Source organism: Salinicoccus sp. Bachu38 (assembly GCF_038561955.2).
Lineage (GTDB): Bacteria > Bacillota > Bacilli > Staphylococcales > Salinicoccaceae > Salinicoccus > Salinicoccus bachuensis.
The window spans coordinates 2,532,101-2,548,632 of sequence record NZ_CP138333.2 but is presented as its reverse complement, the minus strand read 5'-3'; the positions used below and the strand labels follow the sequence as shown (position 1 = coordinate 2,548,632).

Annotated in this window: 15 protein-coding genes and 1 pseudogene; all 16 read left to right on the top strand. The window is 50.2% G+C overall.

Annotated features, from left to right (window positions below):
* Positions 1-3 precede the first annotated feature (3 nt).
* The 16 genes and pseudogenes from RQP18_RS12925 (at position 4) to cysK (ending at position 16,525) form a co-directional block, all read left to right on the top strand.
* Complete coding sequence (locus tag RQP18_RS12925) at positions 4-384, top strand: RidA family protein (protein WP_342388082.1); 381 nt, start codon at positions 4-6, stop codon at positions 382-384.
* A 61-nt stretch (positions 385-445) separates the two neighbouring features.
* A pseudogene (spoVG, locus tag RQP18_RS12920) lies at positions 446-754 on the top strand (septation regulator SpoVG); the annotation flags it as partial.
* A gap of 242 nt (positions 755-996) precedes the next feature.
* Complete coding sequence (glmU, locus tag RQP18_RS12915; protein WP_342388081.1) at positions 997-2,358, top strand: bifunctional UDP-N-acetylglucosamine diphosphorylase/glucosamine-1-phosphate N-acetyltransferase GlmU; 1,362 nt, start codon at positions 997-999, stop codon at positions 2,356-2,358.
* 12 nt (positions 2,359-2,370) lie between these two features.
* Entirely contained in the window at positions 2,371-3,345 is a 975-nt protein-coding gene (locus RQP18_RS12910) for a ribose-phosphate diphosphokinase (RefSeq protein WP_342388080.1), read from the top strand.
* Positions 3,346-3,460: 115 nt separating this feature from the next.
* Entirely contained in the window at positions 3,461-4,120 is a 660-nt protein-coding gene (locus RQP18_RS12905; protein WP_342388079.1) for a 50S ribosomal protein L25/general stress protein Ctc, read from the top strand.
* Positions 4,121-4,185: 65 nt separating this feature from the next.
* On the top strand, positions 4,186-4,758 hold the full coding sequence (pth, locus tag RQP18_RS12900) for an aminoacyl-tRNA hydrolase (protein ID WP_342388077.1): 573 nt from the start codon (positions 4,186-4,188) through the stop codon (positions 4,756-4,758).
* Positions 4,751-8,221: a transcription-repair coupling factor gene (mfd, locus tag RQP18_RS12895; RefSeq protein ID WP_342388076.1), complete on the top strand. Its 3,471-nt coding sequence runs from the start codon at positions 4,751-4,753 to the stop codon at positions 8,219-8,221. Before pth ends, mfd begins: the two co-directional genes overlap by 8 nt.
* Complete coding sequence (locus RQP18_RS12890) at positions 8,218-9,396, top strand: MazG nucleotide pyrophosphohydrolase domain-containing protein (RefSeq protein WP_342388075.1); 1,179 nt, start codon at positions 8,218-8,220, stop codon at positions 9,394-9,396. The genes mfd and RQP18_RS12890 overlap by 4 nt, the downstream gene beginning before the upstream one ends.
* On the top strand, positions 9,386-9,661 hold the full coding sequence (locus tag RQP18_RS12885; RefSeq protein ID WP_342388074.1) for an RNA-binding S4 domain-containing protein: 276 nt from the start codon (positions 9,386-9,388) through the stop codon (positions 9,659-9,661). The genes RQP18_RS12890 and RQP18_RS12885 overlap by 11 nt, the downstream gene beginning before the upstream one ends.
* 62 nt (positions 9,662-9,723) lie before the next feature.
* A complete protein-coding gene (locus RQP18_RS12880; protein WP_342388073.1) occupies positions 9,724-10,116 on the top strand; it encodes an FtsB family cell division protein in 393 nt (130 codons plus the stop codon).
* 86 nt (positions 10,117-10,202) lie between these two features.
* On the top strand, positions 10,203-10,580 hold the full coding sequence (locus tag RQP18_RS12875) for a S1 domain-containing RNA-binding protein (RefSeq protein WP_342388072.1): 378 nt from the start codon (positions 10,203-10,205) through the stop codon (positions 10,578-10,580).
* Positions 10,581-10,640: 60 nt separating this feature from the next.
* A complete protein-coding gene (tilS, locus tag RQP18_RS12870; protein WP_342388071.1) occupies positions 10,641-11,894 on the top strand; it encodes a tRNA lysidine(34) synthetase TilS in 1,254 nt (417 codons plus the stop codon).
* On the top strand, positions 11,884-12,417 hold the full coding sequence (gene hpt / locus RQP18_RS12865) for a hypoxanthine phosphoribosyltransferase (RefSeq protein WP_342389417.1): 534 nt from the start codon (positions 11,884-11,886) through the stop codon (positions 12,415-12,417). The genes tilS and hpt overlap by 11 nt, the downstream gene beginning before the upstream one ends.
* A gap of 74 nt (positions 12,418-12,491) precedes the next feature.
* Positions 12,492-14,606, top strand: a complete 2,115-nt coding sequence (ftsH, locus tag RQP18_RS12860; protein ID WP_342388070.1) for an ATP-dependent zinc metalloprotease FtsH — start codon at positions 12,492-12,494, stop codon at positions 14,604-14,606.
* A gap of 44 nt (positions 14,607-14,650) precedes the next feature.
* Positions 14,651-15,526, top strand: coding sequence for an Hsp33 family molecular chaperone HslO (hslO, locus tag RQP18_RS12855; RefSeq protein WP_342389416.1), 876 nt, complete (start codon positions 14,651-14,653; stop codon positions 15,524-15,526).
* Between the two features lie 69 nt (positions 15,527-15,595).
* Positions 15,596-16,525, top strand: coding sequence for a cysteine synthase A (gene cysK / locus RQP18_RS12850; protein WP_342388069.1), 930 nt, complete (start codon positions 15,596-15,598; stop codon positions 16,523-16,525).
* The last annotated feature ends 7 nt before the right edge of the window (positions 16,526-16,532 follow it).

The following is a 16,532-nucleotide window of genomic DNA, read 5'->3' as shown; positions in this document are numbered from 1 at the left end:
ACAATGGAACCCATCAATTCTTCAAAAGCACCGGAAGCACTCGGTCCATACAGCCATGGAATGAAAGTCGGACAGATATTCTATTCTTCAGGACAGATTCCACTCAACCTCGAGGGGGAGATCGTCTCAGAGGACGTCCAGGAACAGACGAAGCAGGTGATGGTGAACGTCGGCCATGTACTGGAGGCTGCAGGACTTGGGTATGGGAATGTGGTCAAGACTACGATTTTCATCAGCGATATGAATGACTTCCCGCTCATCAATGAAGTTTATGGCAGCTACTTTTCGGGTAAACTACCAGCAAGATCATGTGTAGAGGTCAGTCGTTTGCCGAAGGATGTAAAAGTAGAGATAGAAGTTGTCGCATCTGAAGCGAACGAATAATCTGGGTGGCTGAAGCAGTACACATTCGATCCAACAATAATTATTATTGGGGGAACAAACGATGAAGATAACAGATGTAAGACTGCGGAAAGTGAATAACCAAGACACCAGAATGAAAGCACTCGTATCGATTACTTTTGAAGATGCATTCGTAATCCATGACCTCCGGGTCATTGAAGGAAATAATGGACTGTTCGTCGCCATGCCAAGCAAGAGGACGCCCGATGGGGAGTTCCGTGATATCGCGCACCCGATCCATTCCGATATGCGCCAGCATGTACAGGAAGAAGTCATGCGCGTATATGACGAGACGGAAGATCCCGAACCACAGGAATCCCAGGAGCAGCAGGGGTCTCAGGATGATGCTGCAATCGAGACGGCAGAAACGATCGAAGATCCATCCCAGGACGCTGCGGCGCGTGATGAAGAACATCACCGGGACGCACCGAAGCAGGGCGAACTTGAAATCGAAGACGACAAGTAGCATTCACCCGTGAAGCGCATGCTTTACGGGTTTTTTATGAGGAGAAGTTTGTGATTATATTCTCTTATACCTTGAAACTCCTTCTTTACTAAAATATAATTAGGATAGTTATAAAATGGAGGGACACTATGCAAACGAGAGCAATTATCTTGGCAGCTGGAAAAGGCACACGGATGCGGTCCGAAAAGTACAAGGTGCTGCATGAAGTATGCGGCACACCAATGATTCAGCATGTCATTGGCAATTTGAGGAAAGCGGGCATTTCAGAAATTTATGCTGTTCTTGGGCATGGTTCCGAGACAGTGAGCAATTACCTGGGGGAGCGTATTCATAAGACGATCCAGGAAGAGCAGCTTGGTACTGCACATGCAGTGCGCCAATGGCAGGACGAGCTCCAGGATAAGGAAGGACATACGATGGTCGTGTGTGGTGACACGCCGCTCATCAGCGAGACGACCATGCAGGCGTTTATGGACTATCATCTCAAGACCGGCTCCAAGGCAACCATCCTGTCTTCCCGTACCCAGACACCATTCGGCTATGGGCGGATCATCAGGAAGGAGAACGGCTCTGTCAAACGCATTGTGGAAGAGAAGGATGCAGCTGACGCTGAACGGGAAATAAAAGAAGTGAGTTCCGGAACTTTCATCTTTGATAACCGTACACTGTTCGAAGCACTCGATGAAGTGGACAATGATAATGCCCAGAATGAATACTATCTTCCGGATGTCATCTCCATCATGCGCGACAGAGGTGCGCGTGTAGAAGCCTACGTGACACCTGATTTTGAAGAGACGCTCGGCATCAATGACAAAGTCGCCCTTGCAAACGCCGAAGCAATCCTGAGAAAACGTATCAATACGCTACATATGCAGAATGGCGTAACACTGATTCATCCGGAAGCGACATACATCGATGCAGAAGTCGAGATTGGCACCGATACGGTCATTCATCCGGGAGCCATCATTCGTGGCAAAACGAAGATCGGCAAAAATGCTGTGATTTCATCCGGTTCCGAAATCAAGGATTCCGTCATTGGGGACGGGGCGGAGATCAGGCAGTCCGTCGTTACTGAATCAAAGGTCGGAAGAGGCACCAAGATTGGACCGTTCGCCCAGCTGAGGCCGCAGTCGGAACTTGGGGAAGAAGTGAAGATCGGAAACTTCGTCGAAGTGAAGAAGTCCAAGCTCGATAATGAGTCCAAAGTATCGCACCTGAGCTACATCGGGGATGCATCCATCGGTGCACGTGCCAATATCGGCTGCGGCACCATCACCGTGAATTATGATGGCAAGAACAAGTACAGGACGGAAATCGGACAGGATGCATTTATCGGATGCAATTCAAACCTGGTCGCCCCGGTCAGCATCGGAGATCGCTCCTTCATAGCCGCAGGGTCCACCATCACAGACCAAGTGCCTGAAGACAGCCTCGCTATTGCTAGAAACAGGCAGACGACAAAAGATGGATATTATAAAAAAGATAATTAATGGAGGATGAACATGTTAGCTTCTAGCAATCAGTATAAGAACTCAAATCTACGTCTTTTTTCCTTGAAGGCGAATGAACCGCTCGCAGAAGAAATTGCCGATCACATCGGGATCCCGTTGGGAAAATGCCAGGTCAATCGCTTTTCCGATGAAGAGGTCCAGATCAATATAGAAGAAAGTGTCCGCGGGTGCGACGTGTTTGTGGTCCAGTCCACAAGCCAGCCGGTCAATGAGCACCTGATGGAACTGCTGATCATGATCGACGCATTGAAACGTGCTTCTGCAGCAACGATCAACATCGTGATGCCCTACTATGGCTATGCACGCCAGGATAGGAAGAGCCGTTCCCGTGAGCCAATTACTGCAAAGCTCGTTGCCAACCTGATTGAAACAGCAGGCGCTGACCGTGTCATCTCTCTGGATCTCCATGCACCGCAACTCCAAGGGTTCTTTGACATCCCGATCGACCATCTCATGGGTGTGCCGATTTTGAGTGACTACTTCCTGGAGAACAAGGACTTCAATTTTGACGAAGTGGTGGTCGTCTCCCCCGATCATGGAGGCGTAACGCGTGCACGCAAGATGGCGGACCGTCTGAAGACACCGATTGCAATCATCGACAAGAGGCGCCCGAAGCCGAACGTCGCAGAAGTCATGAACATCGTCGGAGAGATAGAGGGGCGTACTGCAATCATCATCGATGACATCATCGATACCGGCGGTACAATGAAGCTTGCAGCGCAGGCACTGATGGACAAAGGCGCCAAAGAAGTCTATGCATGCTGCACACATCCCGTACTGTCAGGACCGGCGATTTCCAGGATTGAAGAATCAGTCATCAAGGAACTGGTCGTCACGAACTCCATCCAGCTGCCTGAAGATAAGAAAAGCGACAAGATTACAGAGCTCTCCGTCGGCGAACTGATGGCCCAGGCGATCGTCCGCGTCTATGAGGAAGAATCCGTAAGCATACTCTTCGATAATTAATGGAAAAATAACATGTTTTTTTTACAAAAGCCCGGGTAATATGCTATTATTATGCATGGCTATGTGTTAAAAGACGTAATGAAAACTGTCTGTAAATGAAAGGTGGAAATATACCATGGCAAATTTGGCCACAACGAATAGAGAAGGCAAGACAAAGCGTTCAGAAGTAACTGAACTGCGCACGACAGGTAAGATTCCTGCAATTCTATATGGTTATCAGGTGGAGAATACTCCTGTAGCCGTAGATGAAAATGAATTCATCAAAGTGATCCGCGAAGTCGGACGTAACGGCGTCATCGACCTCGATGTCTCTGGCAAACCGGTAAAGGTGATGGTAACTGAGTACCAGTTCGACTCCCTTAAAAACCAGATTACACACATCGACTTTGTAGCAATCAACATGAAGTCCGAAGTTACAGTGGATGTAGCCATCGAAGTCGTTGGAGAGGCTGCGGGCGTACAGGAAGGCGGCGTGCTGGAGCACCCGATCTTCGAAGTTTCCGTTACAGCGACACCGGATAATATACCGGAATCCCTCGAAGTCAATGTAGAGGATATGGAAATCGGAGATACACTCTACGTTTCCGACCTTCGCTCCAAAGGCAACTTCACAATCGAGAACGAAGATGACGAAGCGGTCGTTACAGTCGTTCCACCTCAGAAAGAGGAGCCGGAAGAAGGCGAAGAAGGCGAAGAGGTTGAAGGCGAAGAATCCGAAGAAGCAGCAGAAGACGCGGAAGAAGCTTCCGATGAAGAGAACAAAGACGAAGAGTAATATTATGCATGATCACGGCGGTGGATTTCCCATCGCCTTTTTTAACGTTGTATGAGGTGATGGAGATGAAATGCGTAATTGGACTTGGAAATCCAGGAAAAAAGTATGATAACACGAGGCATAATATCGGCTTCATGGCTGTGGACCATATGGCTGATATGCTCGGAATCGAAATGACAAACAAGAAATTCAAATGCCTTATCGGCGTCGGCTACCACAAAGGCGAGAAGGTGATGCTCGTCAAGCCCCAGACTTTCATGAATTTGAGTGGCGAGGGCGTGCGTCCGCTCATCGACTACTACAAGGTGGATGTGGATGATATCCTTGTGTTGTATGATGATCTCGATCTGCCTGTCGGCAGGTTGCGTCTCAGGAAGAAAGGGAGTGGCGGCGGCCACAATGGCATCAAGTCGCTCAACCAGCATCTCGGGACCGAAAAGTACAAGCGGATCAGAATCGGCATCGACCGCCCGGCGCCCGGTGCATCCATACCCGGGTATGTTCTTGCCAGATTTCCCAAAAGTGAGCAGCCCCTGATAGAAAAGGTCATCACACGCACTTCCGAAGCATCGGCTGCCTTTCTGACGCAGCCATTCGAAGAAGTGATGACGGAATATAACGGTGATGTAGATGAATGATAAAGTATCTCAGAAAATACAGAATGATGAACGCTTCCTTGAAGTCGCCGGTCACAAGGATGCATTGAATATGATGGTCACGGGCATCAACGATGATTTCAAACCGGCATTGCTGTATGAACTGGTTCAGGCTGAGGACCGGCCGGTCGTACTGTTCGTCCAGAACAACCATCAGATGGAGAAGTTGGCAAACCCATTGATGGATATGATGGATAATGTCCATACTTTCCCGGTCGGTGACATCATGATAGAAAATCATGCCAAGCAGAGCCCCGAATTCATGAAGTCGCGGATGAGCAGCCTGTTTGCTCTGGCCCATAATGAGCCGGGGCTATTTGTCGTACCTGTGCATGCACTGCTCAAGCCGGTGATGCCGAAAGAGAAGCTGCTCAGTTATGAAAAGACGATCGAAGTCGGCAGCATACTTGATTATGACCAGTTCATCGAGGATCTGGTGAGCCTCGGCTACAGAAGGATGAACCAGGCCGTCCATTTCGGTGAATTTGCAGTACGCGGAGACATCATCGACATATACATGTCGGAACAGCTTGTCAGGATTGAACTGTTCGATGATGAAGTCGATTCGCTCAGGTCCATCGATCCTGAAACACAGCGTTCAATCGAAAATATCGGTTCCATCACGATGGAACCGCACGCAGAATATATCATTGAACGTGAGGAACGTGCGCAGCTGCTTGGAAAAATAGAGGCGCTCTACCATGAGACGAGGGCGAAACTCGACCAGGCAGGCATGGAGACACTGGATGAGTACTATGACACGGTCACGCATCCGGACCAGACATTCAATCATCTCGTCCACTACAGCAGACTGCTCACCGACCAGGACATCTCCATCCTTGACTATATCAGTGACGGGCACCGCGTCATCATCGACGAAGTGAAGAACATGGCGGCAGCCTATGAATCGGAGTTCAATTCGGTCAGCAGCTACTACGAATCGATGGTGGAAGCGGGGCGGATGTTCAAGGGGGGCGGGAATTTCCTGGAAGGTCAGTACGAGCGCCTGCTCTCCCTTCGGGGCACCACCTATTTCACCCTCTTCACCAAAAGCATGCCTGTGGAGATGGGGCATATCGTCAAAATTTCGGTACGTCCGACCGAAATCTATTACGGGCAGTACGACATACTTGCCTCAAACCTCAACAGGATGCTGAATGATGGCTATATGATCAACATCGTCCTCCGTGACGAGGATGAAATCGACAAGACACGCCAGCTGCTCGAGGACTTGAAAATCCCGAGCTACATCGAAGAGATTCCAACCGATTCGGGCATTGTGCTGACCCAGGGCACCCTGTCCAAAGGGTTCATACTGCCCTTCATGAAAGTGGCTGTACTCGGTTCCAAGGAGCTGTACAACAAGACCACCCGCAAGAAGAAGCGGGCGAAGAAGATCTCCAATGCCGAAAAGATCAAATCATATCAGGAATTGAATGTCGGTGACTATGTAGTGCATGTCCACCACGGAGTGGGACGCTACCTCGGCATCGAGACGCTTGAGGTCGGCGGCATCCATAATGACTATATGAAATTGCAGTATAAAGGGACCGACCAGCTCTATATTCCGGTCGATCAGATGGACCTCGTGCAGAAATACATTGCCAGTGACGATGGCCAGCCGAAGATGCACAAGCTAGGCGGCACGGAATGGAAGAAGACGAAGGCGAAGGTCGAAGCCAATGTGAACGAAATTGCCGAAGAACTGATCAAGCTGTATCAGGAAAGAAGCCAGGCTGAAGGATTTTCTTTTTCCGACGATACGGATATGCAGTCCTCCTTCGAAGAGCGGTTCCCCTATGAACCGACGCCCGACCAGGTGGCTTCCATCAATGAAATCAAAAAGGACATGGAATCCCTGCGTCCGATGGACCGCCTGCTTTGCGGAGATGTAGGCTACGGCAAGACGGAAGTCGCGATACGGGCGGCCTTCAAGGCAGTGCAGGATGGCAAACAGGTGGCTTTCCTTGTACCGACGACCATACTTGCAGCCCAGCACTACGAAAATATGATTGAACGCATCGAAGATTTTCCGATCAACGTGGATATGATGAGCCGCTTCCGGACTCCTGGACAGCTGAAGAAGACGAAGGAAGGCCTGAAGAAGGGTACCGTCGACATCGTGGTCGGTACGCACAAGATCCTCGGAAAGGATGTCCAGTTCAAGGATCTTGGACTGCTTGTCGTCGATGAGGAGCAACGTTTTGGCGTCCGTCACAAGGAGAAGATCAAACAGCTGAGGACCAATGTGGATGTGCTGACGCTGACTGCAACGCCGATTCCAAGAACGCTGCATATGAGCCTTTCGGGGGTAAGGGACCTTTCCGTCATCGAGACACCCCCTGAGAACCGTTTCCCGGTCCAGACATATGTGCTCGAATACCAGGCGGATTTTGTACGGGAAGCGATAGAGCGTGAGCTCGCACGTGACGGCCAGGTGTTCTACCTGCATAATCGTGTGGATACGATCTATCAGAAAAAGGCGCACGTTGAAGCCATGGTCCCTGACGCAGAAGTCGGTGTCATGCATGCCAAGATGAATGAAAAGGAAGTGGAGGAGACGATGATGGCCTTCGTCAATGGCGAGTACGATGTCCTCGTCACCACCACGATCATCGAAACGGGAGTCGATGTCCCGAATGCGAACACCCTCATCATCGAGGATGCCGACCGCTTCGGGCTGAGCCAGCTCTATCAGCTGCGCGGCCGTGTGGGGCGGAGCAACCGCATCAGCTATGCCTATCTCTTCCATCAGCCCGACAAGGTGCTGACCGAAGTGGCTGAAAAAAGGCTTGAAGCGATCAAGGAGTACACGGAACTCGGCAGCGGCTTCAAAATTGCGATGCGCGATCTGAACATCCGTGGTGCAGGCAATCTGCTCGGAAAACACCAGTCCGGATTCATCGATTCGGTCGGCTATGAGCTCTATTCCGAAATGCTCGAGACGGCGGTCAAGGAGAAGCAGGGCGGAGAGCCGGAACCGGAACCGGTCAACATACCGATCGATGTGACGCTGGATGCCTATATACCGGCCTCCTATATTTCCCATGAACAATCCAAGATCGACATCTACAAACGTCTGAGGAAGGCGGAGTCGATAGAAGCAGTACGCGATATCGAAGATGAACTGCTGGACCGCTTCGGGGAATACCCGGTGGAGGTGGAGCGTCTGCTGCAGCTCGTACGGATCAAGGTCCATGCATTGATGTTCGGCATCTATCACGTCAAAGAGGACAAGCGCAATTTCTATCTTCACGTATCAAAGCAGGCGACCGGGCAGATCGACGGTGAGAAACTGTTCATGGATACGCAGGATTATGGGCGTATCATGAACATATCCGTCCAGGATGGGGAGATGAGGATCACCATCCGGAGCCGGGATGTCGCCCAGCTTGTCGACATATTGGAAGCAGTGCAGGATAGCAGAATGGAGGAAGCGGTATGAAGCATATAGAAATAATCGGACTCGGGAGTTCGGATCTTGACCAGATGCCCCTCGGCATATGGCGCCGTCTGGAGAATGCCGGACGCATCCACCTGCGTACGAAGGATCATCCGGCGGTTTCGGCTTTGGCTGAACTTGGAGTGGAACTGGTTGATTTCGATCATCTGTATGAACAGAATGAAACTTTCGAGGCGACCTATCACGCCATAGTGGCGGCGCTTATGGAAGAAGCGGAGCAAGGGGAGGTGCTCTACGCTGTGCCGGGCCACCCCCTCTTCTATGAAACGACGACGGAACTTCTGATCGAACGGGAGAGGAACGGTGAAGTGACCTTGGCAATATCCGGCGGTCAGAGCTTCATCGATGCGGTCATCACCGCCCTCAAGGTGCCTGTGAATGAAGGGTTCCAGGTGCTGGACGGGACAAGCTTCAAGGCAGGTGAGCTGGACTACCATCAGCACACGCTGATTACGCAGGTCTATGACCAGTACAGCCTCGGGGAGGCCAAGCTTTCCCTTCTGGACTATTATCCGGCAGAGACCCGGGTGGAGGTCGTGGATGCTGCGGGCAGTGCCGAAGAACAGGTCTACAGCATGGCACTTCATGAAATTGATCATCTGGACATACAGAGCAATCTCCTCTGCCTCTACATCCCCCGTGTCGAGGACAGCAGCATGGCACAGCGTGACATCCATCATATGACGGAAATATTTGATATACTTGTCGGTGAAGAGGGGTGCCCGTGGGATAAGGTTCAGACACATGAATCAATCGAACGCCATCTGATCGAAGAGACTTATGAAGTGATCGAAGCGATCGAAAGGCAGGATGACGATGCAATCGTTGAAGAGCTTGGAGATATCCTCCTCCAGGTCGCCCTCCATAGCGCCATCGGCAAGAAGAACGGATATTTCGACTTCTATGATGTGCTGGACAGCCTGAATGCCAAAGTCGTCAGACGCCACCCGCATGTATTCGGTGAAGCATCGGTGGAGTCGCTTGATGACCTGAGCCGGGTGTGGTCTGAGGCGAAGGCGAAAGAAGGCAAGAAGGAGAAGGTGAAGTACGAGAAGGCATACGGTGAAATTGTATTGGAATGGATGAAGGAGACGATCCATCATGAACGTGCGCTGGAAGATATTCTAAAAGAAGGAGGGGATAGGGATGAGACTTGATAAATTTCTGAAAGTGTCCAGAGTGATCAAAAGGCGTACACTTGCCAAGGAAATCAGTGATGAAGGCCGGGTGAAGGTCAATAACAGGGCGGCAAAGGCAGGAACGGACCTCTCTGTCGGGGACATCGTCGAGATAGAGTTTGGCAGGAAGATCGTCACGCTGGAAGTGGTGCAGCTCGAAGCGCATGCGAAGAAGGAAGATGCCGATCGGATGTACAAGATAATAAAAGAACAGAAAATTGAAAAGGATTCCAGTTTTCTCTAGCAAACAGCACGTTTATAGTGTATTTTAAAGGTAGACAACGGACAAATTGAGGGTGTGGTGCCGTGAGTAAAGTTGTTAAGGTCATTAACAATTACACTAGGAAACGTGAAAAGGAAAAGAAAACGAAACAGGATGAAAATCGTGTGGCAAAGAGACGGACCCTGCTATTCGGCAGCATGCTGCTGGTGGTAGTTGGGATTCTTCTCATCATTGCCTTTAATCAGAAAAACCAGAATCAGCTGATCCATGAAGAGCTGGTCCAGGCCCAGGTCGTGCTTGACGAACGCAAAACCGAAGCGAAGGACCTGGAACAGCAGATCAAACAATTGAATGATGATGACTATATTACACGTATAGCACGCAGTGAGTTCTTCCTGTCGGAAGAGGGGGAGATCGTCTTCAACCTCTCCGATCTGGAGGAAGAGAAAGCAGAGAAAGAGGAAAATGGGGAATAATCATTACAATAATGTAATGATTATTTTTCTTTTTAATGATATGATGGAAGAAGATTAAATGATAATTGGGAGGATAATATATTAACATGTCAGTTGAAGTGGGCAGTAAAGTAAAAGGGAAAGTCACGGGTATAAAGAATTTCGGTGCATTTGTCCAGTTGCCGGGAGGTAAGACAGGGCTCGTTCACATCAGTGAGGTTGCAGATCAGTATGTAGAGGATATCAATGAGCACCTTAGTGTAGGCGAAGAAGTTGAAGTGAAGGTCCTATCCGTTGGTGATGACGGTAAGATCAGTCTGTCCATCAAAAAAGCCAAAGATCCAAAACCTAAGCCGAAACCACGCAAGGATCCGTCTCCGGAAGACTTCGAAAAGAAACTTTCAAGCTTCCTGAAAGACAGCGAAGACCGCATGTCTACAATCAAAAGACAGACCGAATCACGCCGTGGTGGAAGAGGCAAATAATAAATAGATATATAGACGATTCCAGTAATCGTCTTATTTTATTTTGAGAAGGGTGAGAGTATGGAGCTCTTCAGTCCATGGAAACAGGATGAAACGATTGCCCTCGCAATATCAGGCGGGATGGATTCGATGGTGCTGTATCATGTGCTCAGGACAACGCATGCATACGCCTCCGGACAGCTGATTCTCCTCCATGTGAATCATGGACAGCGGACAGCTTCAATTGAGGAGGCGGAATACATAATGAAGATGGCACAGCAGGACGGTCATATATGCGAGATGACGACCTTGGACATACCATCGGATGCATTCAGCCAGGAACGTGCAAGGGAAGCCCGCTACCAGTTTTTCGACACGATGATGAAGAAGCATGGAGCCTCCATACTGCTCACAGCACATCATCTGGATGACCAGTATGAAACCATTCTCCACTCCCTCCTTTCAGGCCGCCATCTTCCGGGTGCGATGGGGATACCTTCTGATAGGGATATGGTGGACTACAGGGTGGTCCGCCCGTTGATCGGCGCAACGCGGGAGGAGATCGCCGCATACGCACGGCATCATGGCGTCGTCCATTTCGAAGACGAAACGAACAGCGGCACCGACTATACAAGGAACTACATCCGGCACCGCCTCATGCCCTCGATCAAAGAGAGTGCGCATCTGCAGGAAGAGCATCTGATCCGTCTGCGTGATGATATGGCAGACATTGATGGGATACTGAAAGCCGAAGCGGAGACTTTTCTGGAAGGTCGGTCGAAGACCCTTCCGAGGAGTGCCTTCAATGCACAGAAGCACATCATCAGGTTCTACATCATGCAGGCCTGGCTGAAGGCGGACGGAGTGGAGCTGAGACGCCGATACATCGAAGAAATCATGGCGGTCATCGCCTCGGACACGGCAAATGCCGCGTTTGAAGCCGGAAAGACAAGCATTGTCATATCATATGATCAAATCACCAGAAAACAGGGTAAGGATGAAAATGTGGATGTCCTGAGGATCGAGAGGGATGGCAGCTATGTCTTCAACGGGTACAGGATCACCACCAGGCTCGCGGCACACCAATATCCACTCGAGGTGAGGACGAAGGAAGCGGGAGACCGCATGAAGATACCCGGTACCGGGACGAAAAAGCTGTCCCGTATTTTCATCGACGGGAAAGTCCCCCGGGACGAGCGGGAAAAAATGCCGGTCATTCTGGATTCGGACCACCAAATTATTGCACTGGGTGAAATTTATAATATAATGGGTAACAAGGAAAAGAACAGCCGATTACTTATTGAAAAGGAGTTTACGGATGAGCCTGAGAAATGATATAAGCGAAGTTGTACTATCCGAAGAGGAAATTCAGAACATAGCAGAACGGCTCGGTAAGCGGATTACTGAAGACTACGAGGGAAAGACACCGATACTGGTCGGCCTGCTCAAGGGTTCCATCATGTTCATGGGCGATCTGATCAAGTACATAGATACGCATCTGGAAATAGATTTCATGGATGTCTCCAGCTATGTAGGAACGAAATCCTCCGGTGAGGTCAAAATCCTCAAAGACCTGTCCAATTCTGTGGACGGCCGTCATGTTCTTGTGGTGGAGGACATCATAGAAACAGGCACAACATTGAATTCGATCATCGATCTGATCGAATACAGGAATGCAGCATCACTGGAAATAGTGACGTTGCTGGACAAGCCCATAAACAGAAAGCTTGATGTGGACGTAAAATACGTAGGAACGGAAATACCTGATGGTTTCGTCGTCGGTTATGGCCTGGATTTTGATGAAAAATATCGGAATCTGCCATATATCGGACTATTGAAACCTGAGCTTTACCAGTAAGTCAAAACAGTGGAATAATAGTGTGAAATCATGGTATTATTTCTTTTAGTCGTACTAGAAATGGAGGTTTACGGATGCCTAAGAATGTAGGCCGTAACATAGTACTGATATTGATATTATCAGTCATAATGTTTGGTATATTTCAAAGTTTCAATGGCGATTCAGCACTTGAGGAGGAACTCCAGTATGGAGAGTTCCTTGAAGAACTGGATGCCGGTAATATAGAAGAACTCACGATTCAGCCAGAGCAGAACGTATACCTCATCGAAGGCCGTCTATCCGGCCAGAATGAGCAGGAATCCTTTACCTCGGTGATTCCATATAACAGCACTGAAGACCTGGACCAGATTCTTGATACAGCAAGAGCCCAGGAAGACTTGAACTTTACAATCGAACCTGCCGAAGAGCAGAGTCCTTGGACGAGCATGCTGTTTACGTTCATCCCATTGCTTCTCATCCTCTTCCTCTTCCTGTTCCTGATGAGTCAGGCACAAGGCGGCGGTGGCGGTGGCGGCCGCGTAATGAACTTCGGCAAGAGCAAGGCGAAGCTCTATGACCAGAGCAAGAAGAAGGTCCGCTTCGAGGATGTTGCGGGCGCAGATGAAGAAAAGCAGGAACTCATCGAAGTGGTGGACTTCCTGAAAGATCCACGCCGTTTCGACCGCATCGGTGCAAAAATCCCGAAAGGTGTGCTGCTTGTCGGCCCGCCGGGTACAGGTAAGACACTGATCGCAAAGGCGGTAGCCGGAGAGGCGGGCGTACCTTTCTTCTCAATCAGTGGTTCCGACTTTGTGGAAATGTTCGTCGGGGTCGGTGCATCCCGTGTACGTGACCTTTTCGAGAATGCCAAGAAGAACGCGCCATGCATCATCTTCATCGATGAAATCGATGCAGTGGGACGCCAGCGTGGTGCAGGCGTCGGTGGCGGTCATGATGAACGTGAACAGACACTGAACCAGCTGCTTGTTGAAATGGATGGTTTCGGTGAGAACGAAGGCATCATCATGATTGCAGCAACAAACAGACCGGACATCCTCGACCCGGCACTGCTCCGTCCAGGCCGTTTCGACAGACAAATTCCTGTCGGCCGCCCGGATGTCAAAGGGCGTGAAGCGGTGCTCAAAGTACACTCCAAAGGCAAGCCGTTCGATGATACGGTGGATCTGGGGGCTCTTGCCGCCAGGACACCAGGCTTCTCAGGGGCAGACCTTGAAAACCTGCTGAATGAAGCGGCACTCGTTGCTGCAAGACAGAATAAAAGCAAGATTGATATGCGTGATGTCGATGAAGCGACAGACAGGGTAATCGCCGGACCGGCGAAGAAGAGCCGTGTCATATCCGAGAAGGAACGCAATATCGTTGCATTCCACGAAGCTGGACACACGGTCATCGGCATGGTACTCGACGATGCCGATATGGTCCACAAGGTCACGATCGTGCCACGTGGGCAGGCCGGCGGCTACGCGGTGATGCTTCCGAAAGAGGACCGCTACTTCATGACGAAGCCCGAGCTCGAAGATAAGATTGTCGGATTGCTTGGTGGCCGTGTCTCCGAGGAGATCAACTTTGGTGAAGTGTCGACAGGGGCCCATAATGACTTCCAGAGATCTACAGGCATCGCACGCAGCATGGTGACTGAATACGGCATGAGTGATAAACTCGGACCGCTCCAGTTCGGGGAGTCGAATGGCCAGGTATTCCTGGGCAAAGACATGCAGTCGGATGCAAACTACTCCGACCGCATCGCCTATGAAATCGACCAGGAGATGCAGCATATCGTCAAAACACAGTATGAACGCTGCCGTGAGATATTGACGGAACATCAGGAGCAGCTCACCCTCATCGCAGAAACACTGCTTGTTGAAGAAACATTGGACCGTGAACAGATCGAAGGACTCTTCTATCGTGGCAAGTTGCCGGAACGCAATTATGATGACAGCCATGAGGAAGAAGACGACAAAATCGGACCATCCTATGAAGATGTCAAAGAAGGGCTGAGCGACCGTTCAGACGAAGCGGAATCACGTGACGCGGTTGAAGAGGAAGAGACTTCCCGCTACGATGAACGCAGAGAGCAGCCGGTCGAACAGGGGGAATACCCACAAGAGAGGAACACCCAGGAAAGTCCTTCTGCAGACAGGCAGAGGGAAAGGGCGCAGCAGTGGGAAGAAGATAACAGAAGAAACTAATGCCAAGTCGCCTACGGGCGACTTTTGGTGATTTATAAGGAGGAATTCCAATGGACCACCTGATCAGAGGGATTGGAATGAATGATGAAATTCGTATTTTTTCTGTAGATACTACAGATACAGTAAATGAAGCAGTAACAAGGCATGGTGCCTATCCGACTGCTGCAGCGGCACTCGGCCGGACGATGACTGCAGGACTCATGATGGGTGCCATGCTTAAGAATGAAGAGAAGGCAACGGTCACCGTCCAGGGAGGCGGACCAATCGGTGCAATTGTCGTCGACAGCAATGCAAAAGGCAAGGTCCGCGGCTATCTTGGGAACCCGCATGTGCATTTCCCGCTCAATGATGTTGGGAAGCTTGATGTGCGCCGTGCTGTAGGCACGGACGGGTTTGTCAATGTTGCCAAAGACATAGGGTTGAAGGAGCACTTTACAGGTTCCACGGAAATCGTCTCCGGGGAAATCGGAGAGGACTTCTCCTACTACTTCTATGCCAGTGAGCAGATTCCATCCATCGTGGCGCTTGGAGTTCTGGTCAACCCTGACAATACAATCAAGGCTTCTGGCGGCTTCATCATCCAGGTCATGCCGGGCGCAAGTGATGAAACGATGGCATTCCTGGACGAACGGGCAAAGGAAATGACCCCCGTGTCCAAATTGATCGACCAGGGCCTGTCCCCACAGGAGATCATTGACGAAGCGATCGGACAGGAAAATTGGAGAGTGCTGGATGAAATGCCGGTAGAGTTCGAGTGCAGCTGTTCGAAGGAACGGTTCATCAATGCGATTGCTTCCCTGGATCCATCCGAAATCGTCGCCATGATCAAGGAAGATGGCGGCGCTGAAGCAGACTGCCATTTCTGCCGCAACAAAGTGTGGATTGAAAAGGAAGAACTTCAGGAACTCATCACGCATTAAAATTGATTTGGGAAACAAAAAATGGTATGTTATCCATAGTTAACAAGTATGGATAAGAGGGAGATTGTTATGAGTAAACTTTATAATAGCATTACAGAAGTCATCGGCAACACGCCACTTGTGAAGCTTAATAATCTGACAGACGATAACATGGCCGATATTTACGTGAAGCTGGAATTCATGAACCCTGGAAGTTCGGTCAAGGACCGTATCGCACTCTCCATGATCGAGCGCGCCGAGGAAGAAGGCGTATTGAACGAAGATACGACAATCATCGAACCGACAAGCGGAAATACAGGTATCGGCCTTGCGATGGTCGCAGCAAGTAAAGGGTACAAGACAATCCTTGTCATGCCGGATACGATGAGTAAGGAACGCCGCAACCTGCTCAAGGCATATGGTGCAGAACTCATTCTTACACCTGGTGCCGAAGGTATGAAGGGCGCAATCAAAAAGGCGGAAGAGCTTGTTGAAAAGCATGGCTACTTCATGCCGCAGCAGTTCGAAAACATGGCGAACCCTGAAATCCACGAAAAGACGACAGGGCGCGAACTGGTCGAACAGACAGAAGGCCTCGACGTTGCCGGATTCGTTTCAGGCATCGGAACAGGCGGCACCATTTCAGGCGCCGGCAAGGTGCTGAAGGAGGCATATCCCGATCTTAGGATCTATGCAGTGGAACCGAAGGATTCTCCAGTACTGAGTGGCGGGGACCCGGGGCCACATAAGCTCCAGGGACTTGGTGCCGGCTTTGTACCCAAGACTCTGAATACCGAGATCTACGATGAAGTCATCCAGATCGGCAATGAGGAAGCGATGGAATGGGCGCGCGAACTTGCAGCCAAAGAAGGCATACTCGGTGGGATCTCCTCCGGAGCAGCAGTGCTGGCAAGCCTTGAAGTGGCGAAGAAGGTTGGAAAAGGCAAGAGTGTAATCACTGTGCTGCCGTCCAATGGTGAGAGGTACCTCTCCACACCGCTATTCAATTTCGAAGATTGATAACAGC

What these genes read in the sequence shown, in the direction of transcription:
- RQP18_RS12875 (WP_342388072.1), top strand. Translation starts at nt 10,203, where the DNA reads ATGTCAGTTGAAGTGGGCAGTAAAGTAAAAGGGAAAGTCACGGGTATA.
- RQP18_RS12905 (WP_342388079.1), top strand. Translation starts at nt 3,461, where the DNA reads ATGGCAAATTTGGCCACAACGAATAGAGAAGGCAAGACAAAGCGTTCA.
- glmU (WP_342388081.1), top strand. Translation starts at nt 997, where the DNA reads ATGCAAACGAGAGCAATTATCTTGGCAGCTGGAAAAGGCACACGGATG.
- pth (WP_342388077.1), top strand. Translation starts at nt 4,186, where the DNA reads ATGAAATGCGTAATTGGACTTGGAAATCCAGGAAAAAAGTATGATAAC.
- tilS (WP_342388071.1), top strand. Translation starts at nt 10,641, where the DNA reads ATGGAGCTCTTCAGTCCATGGAAACAGGATGAAACGATTGCCCTCGCA.
- mfd (WP_342388076.1), top strand. Translation starts at nt 4,751, where the DNA reads ATGAATGATAAAGTATCTCAGAAAATACAGAATGATGAACGCTTCCTT.
- RQP18_RS12910 (WP_342388080.1), top strand. Translation starts at nt 2,371, where the DNA reads ATGTTAGCTTCTAGCAATCAGTATAAGAACTCAAATCTACGTCTTTTT.
- RQP18_RS12885 (WP_342388074.1), top strand. Translation starts at nt 9,386, where the DNA reads ATGAGACTTGATAAATTTCTGAAAGTGTCCAGAGTGATCAAAAGGCGT.
- RQP18_RS12890 (WP_342388075.1), top strand. Translation starts at nt 8,218, where the DNA reads ATGAAGCATATAGAAATAATCGGACTCGGGAGTTCGGATCTTGACCAG.
- ftsH (WP_342388070.1), top strand. Translation starts at nt 12,492, where the DNA reads ATGCCTAAGAATGTAGGCCGTAACATAGTACTGATATTGATATTATCA.
- RQP18_RS12925 (WP_342388082.1), top strand. Translation starts at nt 4, where the DNA reads ATGGAACCCATCAATTCTTCAAAAGCACCGGAAGCACTCGGTCCATAC.
- cysK (WP_342388069.1), top strand. Translation starts at nt 15,596, where the DNA reads ATGAGTAAACTTTATAATAGCATTACAGAAGTCATCGGCAACACGCCA.